The organism is Mycobacterium sp., assembly GCF_035603715.1.
GTDB lineage: Bacteria > Actinomycetota > Actinomycetes > Mycobacteriales > Mycobacteriaceae > Mycobacterium.
Map to the genome: position 1 here is coordinate 1 of NZ_DATNJW010000403.1, position 4946 is coordinate 4946.

At 68.1% G+C, this 4946-nt stretch carries 2 protein-coding genes; both read left to right on the top strand.

Going from position 1 to position 4946, the window contains the following annotated elements; translation table 11 throughout:
• Positions 1-3342, top strand: a 3342-nt coding sequence (locus tag VN856_RS16645) for a type I polyketide synthase (RefSeq protein WP_325690936.1), incomplete at its 5' end; no start/stop codon positions are given.
• A 5-nt stretch (positions 3343-3347) separates the two neighbouring features.
• Positions 3348-4946, top strand: a 1599-nt coding sequence (locus tag VN856_RS16650; protein ID WP_325690937.1) for a type I polyketide synthase, incomplete at its 3' end; no start/stop codon positions are given.

Here is a 4946-nt window from a genome sequence, read left to right on the forward strand (position 1 = left end):
ACCCCCAACGCGCATATTCCTTTCGACCAGTTGCGTCTCAAAGTGGTTGCCGAGCAGCAGGAATGGCCGCAGACTGATCATCCGCGGCGGGCCGGCGTTTCATCGTTCGGGTTCGGTGGCACCAACGCGCATGCGGTGATCGAGCAGGCGCCGGCCGCCGTACCGGTCATCCGTGAGGCCGACCCGGCAGTGAGCACCCTGGTGCTGTCGGGCAAGTCGCCGGAGCGGATTGCCTCGCAGGCGCGCTCGCTGGCCGAATGGCTGCAGGGGGCGGGCGCCGACGTGCGGCTGCCTGACGTAGCCCACACGCTCAACTACCACCGCGAGCGCCACCAGCAGTTCGCCACCGTCTGCATCCGCGACCGCGCCCAGGCGGTGGCGCAGTTGCAGGCCCTGGCCGACGGCCGATACATCGATGGCGCAGATGGAATTGTCGGCCCGCACGACGGGCCGTGCAGTCCCGGCACGGTTTTCGTGTACTCGGGGCAGGGTTCGCACTGGGCCGGCATGGGCCAGCAGTTGCTGGAAGACGAGCCGGTGTTCGCCGAGGCGATCGCCGAGCTGGACCCGATTTTCGTCGAGGAGGTTGGGTTTTCGCTGCAGAAGATCATTGCCAACGGCGAGTCGATCAGCGGCGATGCGCAGGTTCAGCCAGTGCTGATGGGATTGCAGCTGGCACTGACCGAGTTGTGGCGTTCCTACGGAGTGCACCCGGACGCGGTGATCGGCCATTCGATGGGGGAGGTCACCGCGGCGGTGGTCGCCGGTGCGCTCAGCGTCGTCGACGGGCTGCGGGTGATCGCCGTCCGTTCGCAGTTGATGTCCAAGCTCGCCGGCCAAGGCGCGGTCGCGCTGCTGAAGCTCGACCCCGAGGCGACTGAGGCACTGATCGCGGGCTACCCCGAAGTCACTGTGGCTGGCTATATTTCGCCGCGCGAGACAGTGATCGCCGGCGCGGTGGCCGCCGTCGACGCGGTGATCGCGGCAGTGAGCGCGCAGAACCGTTTCGCTCGTCGGGTCAACATGGAGGTCGCGTCGCACACGGCGTTCATGGATCCGATCCTGGGCGAATTGCGCACGGCGCTCAAGGATTTGACTCCCGAGATCCCCACCATCCCGTTCTATTCGACGGTCGTCGACGGCGCCGCGTCACCGATGCTGGACGCCGACTACTGGGTGTCCAACGTGCGTCAGCCGGCGCTGCTCAGCCAGGCCGTCGCGGCCGCCGCCGAGGAGCACGGGACCTTCATCGAGATCAGTGCGCATCCGATCCTGACCCACGCCGTCGGCGACACGCTGGATCCCACCAGCCATCACCACAGCGTGGGGACGTTGTGGCGCGACGGCGACGACGCGGTCCGCTTCCACACCAACCTCAATGCCGTCCACACCAGTCATCCGCCACAGGCCCCGCACCCCGTCGAGCCGCACCCGGTGCTGCCGACCACGCCGTGGCACCATGGCCACCACTGGGTCAACCCCCGGCCGATCGCGCCGGTCAGACATGTTGCCGCCGTTGATGGTCCGGGCACGCAGACCGATGGCCCGATTCCGTCGGAGTGGTACTGCCAGCTGGCCTGGCCGGCCCGCGAATTGTCCGAGGCCAACGGCGACGCTGACATCTCGTGGCTGGTGATCTCCGACTCCGATTTGGGGTCGGAGATCGGCCGCGTCCTCGGCGACGAATTCGCCGCCGCGCCTGCGCCGACATCGGTGCTGGCCGAAGGCACCGACTCGACGGCAATCACCGACGCCCTCGCCGGAGTGACCCACGTGCTCTACGCACCCGGGGTGACCGGCGGCCAGTTCGATGCCGAGGCCGGATACGAGTATTTCAACGCCGCACGACGGCTGAGTGCTGCCATCGCCGAGATGGGCGTGGCGCCGCGGCTGTATCTGCTCACCCGCAACGCCCAGCCGGTCAGTGAAGGCGACCGCGCCAACCCCGCTCACGCGGTGCTGTGGGGTCTGGGCCGCACGCTCGCACTCGAGCACCCCGAATTCTGGGGCCGCGTCATCGATATCGACGAGTCGGTGCCTGAAGGCTTGGCCGCCAGCTACCTGGTGGACGAGGCCAAGGCCGCCGACGACGAAGACCAGGTTGTCTACCGGGCCGGCGTGCGCCGCGTGCCGCGGCTGCACCAGGGATACGCGCCGTCGACCGCCCCCGCCGAATTGTCCAAGGACAGCAGCTATCTGGTTGTCGGGGCGACCGGCAACATCGGACCGCACCTGATCCAGCAGCTTGCCGACTCGGGCGCGGGCACCGTCGTCGCGGTATCGCGCAACCCCGGTTCGCGCCTCGACGATCTGGCCGCCCGCCTGGCGCCGGCCGGCACCACTGTGGTGACGGCAGCCGCCGACGCGGCGGACGAGTCTGCGATGAGCGCGCTGTTCGACCGCTTCGGCGGCGACCTTCCACCGCTGGCCGGCATCTACGTCGCGGCGTTCGGCGGTGGCCCGATCACGTTGCTGGACATGGCGAGTGACGACGTCACCGCGATGTTCCGGCCGAAGCTGGACGTGGTGTCGCTGTTGCACCGGCTGTCACTGCGTCACTCGCTGGATCAGTTCGTGCTGTTCTCGTCGATCTCCGGTCTGACCGGATCACGCTGGCTGGCCCACTACACGGCGACGTCCACGTTCCTGGACACCTTCGCGCTGGCCCGCCGGGCCGCCGGTCTGCCGGCTACCGCGATCAACTGGGGACTCTGGAAGTCGTTGTCCGACGGTCAATCCGAGGAAGAGCGTCAGGTCACTCTCGCTTCGGGTCTGGAGCCGATGGCCGACGAGGTCGCGATCCAGGCGCTGCCGTTGCTCACCGGCCCAGGCGCCCCGGCCCGGCCGACCGTCGTCGCCGCCGACTGGGCCTTGCTGGCCGTGGCGTATCGCACCAGGGCGGCCCTGCGCATCGTGGACGACCTGTTGACCGCAGGCGACAGTGCGGACACTCCGGCGGCGCGCAGCACCGAATTCCGGGATGCGTTGCGCGACGCCGAACCGGCGCGGCGCCACGGGATTCTGGTCGATCACGTGACCGCGCAGGTTGTCTCGGCGATGGGGTTGGCGTCGTCGCAGTTACTCGACCCGACGGCGGGCTTCTTCCAGTCGGGGATGGATTCACTGATGAGCGTGACCCTTCAGCGCTCGCTCTCGGACAGCCTGGGCGAGACGCTGCCCGCGTCGGTGGTGTTCGACTACCCCACGGTCGAAGCGCTGTCGGATTACTTAGCCAGCATTCTTCCGGAGGTGGCGGAAGGGGCCGAGGACGAAAGCGCCGATGACTACGAGGACTTCAGCGACGACGAACTCCTCAAAGAGCTTTCTGAAAGGCTGGGTTGAGCGGGATGACTGCACCGCCAGATCGTCGGGCGATCATCACCGAGGCGCTACGCAAGATCGATGACCTGACGGCTCGGCTGGAGATCGCCGAAAAGGCCGACGTCGAACCGATCGCCGTGGTCGGGATGGCCTGCCGTCTGCCTGGTGGTGTGAGCACCCCCGCCGACTACTGGCAGCTGCTGCACGACGGAGTCAGCGGCGTGATCCGGGTGCCCGAGGACCGCTGGGACGCCGACGCGTACTTCTCCGAGGACCACACCCGGCCAGGGACGATCTGCAACCGGGAGGGTGGGTTTCTCACCTCGTGGCGACCCGACGAATTCGACGCCGAGTTCTTCGGGATCTCGCCGCGCGAAGCGGTCGCGATGGATCCGCAGCAGCGGATGCTGCTCGAAGTCTCGTGGGAGGCACTGGAAAACGCGGGTGTCACGCCCAAGGCGGTTCGCAACACCCAGACCGGGATCTACGTCGGTCTGACCACCAGCGATTACTACTGGCTGTCGACCGACGGCGGGGTACGCCCGGAGGACTTCGACCCGTACCTGCCGTTCGGCAATGCGTCGAACTTCGCCGCGGGACGGCTGTCGTATTTCCTTGGCGTGCACGGCCCAGCCGTGGTGCTCGACACCGCGTGCTCGTCGTCGCTGGTCGCCATCCACCTGGCTACCCAGAGCCTGCGCCGGCGCGAAACGGATCTTGCGCTGGCCGCCGGAACCAACCTGATCTTGACGCCGGAGAACAGCATCGCCTGTTCGCGGTGGGGCATGCTGGCGCCCGACGGCCAGTGCAAGACCTTCGACGCGGCTGCCAATGGCTATGTGCGCAGCGAGGGCTGCGGCGTGGTCGTCCTCAAGCGGCTCAGTGATGCGGTGCGCGATGGGGATTCGGTGCTGGCCGTGGTTCGGGGTTCGGCCGTCAACCAGGACGGTCCGAGCAGCGGGCAGACCGTGCCCAGCGGTCCGGCCCAGCAGGCGGTCTTGCGGGCTGCGCTGGCGTCGGCGCGGTTGAAGCCGTCGGAGATCGACTACATCGAGGCGCACGGCACCGGCACCGCGCTGGGTGACCCGATCGAACTCGACGCCCTCAGCCAGGTTTTCGGCGATCGCGGAGAGTCGGCGCCACTGGTACTCGGCTCGGTCAAGACCAACCTGGGCCACCTGGAGAACTCCGCGGGTATCGCCGGCTTCATCAAGACCGTGCTCAGCATGAACCACGGCTACATTCCGCCGCACCTGCACTTCACCGGGCTGACCCCGAATGCCGGCGCCGGAGCATCGAAGTTCACCATCGCCGCCGACGGCATGCCGTGGCCCGTGGTCGACCGGCCGCGCCGAGCAGGCGTCTCATCCTTCGGGGTCAGCGGGACCAACGCGCATGTCGTCGTCGAGCAGGCACCCGCCCCGGAGCCGGTTGCCGCACAACCAGAACCGGCGATCAGCACACTGGTGATCTCCGGGAAGACCCCCGCGCGCATCGGGCCGATCGCCGCGATGCTCGCCGACTGGATGGACGGCGAGGGTGCCGACGTCTCGCTGGCCGACGTCGCCCACACCGTCAACCACTACCGCGGCCGGTACCGCAGCTTCGGGACGGTGTCCGCCCGT